Genomic DNA, 599 nt, shown 5'->3' with positions numbered 1-599 from the left:
GAATCGGGCCAGAAGCATCGAATCACAAGTGACTCGATAGATTCAAGTTGTTTCAGGACGGACACTTACGCAGCAGCACGCGAACCTTGCGACCTCGCTCCGTAAGAAGCCTGGTAATGTGGCTGCCAACGAAGCCGCTGGCACCCGTGACGAGAACGGGTTTGTGAAGATCGACGCTCATGTGATGCTCGCTCATGGTTGTTATGGCGCTGCTGCCAAATTGATCCGTGCCGCGGATCGGATGGCCAATGCGGCGCGTTCCTTTCGTTCATGGATTTAGTCTTACTGTGTCATAAACTCTTGCCCGATTCGAATGTGATTTGTCATGTCTGGAAATTCTTAACCGTGGAGGCGGGGTTACGTTATGGGTCTCAAGTCTGGACGGCGCGTCAGCGAATCACGTTTTTCGGCCTATGTCGAGGCATTAAGTTCGGCGCTCAGGGTAATTTATTGAAGTACCTATCCTATTGATCCGACGCGATTTTATATGATTCGGTCTGGCCTCTGATTTTGAGGTTGCGTGCGATGGAGTTGAAGGTAAGCGCTGTAAGTTTGACCCTCTTTGATTTTCGCGCCGGATGAGAGAATTTGTCGGGATG

1 protein-coding gene is annotated in these 599 nt (G+C 50.9%); it reads right to left on the bottom strand.

All coding sequences use genetic code 11. The features are described 5' to 3' along the window. Window positions 1-52: 52 nt before the first annotated feature. Window positions 53-181, bottom strand: coding sequence for an NAD-dependent epimerase/dehydratase family protein (locus QQJ84_RS14705; RefSeq protein ID WP_284259060.1), 129 nt, complete (start codon window positions 179-181; stop codon window positions 53-55). Window positions 182-599 lie beyond the last annotated feature (418 nt).

This window comes from Acidocella aquatica (genome assembly GCF_030160635.1).
Lineage (GTDB): Bacteria > Pseudomonadota > Alphaproteobacteria > Acetobacterales > Acetobacteraceae > Acidocella > Acidocella aquatica.
This window is presented reverse-complemented; position numbering and strand designations above follow the sequence as displayed.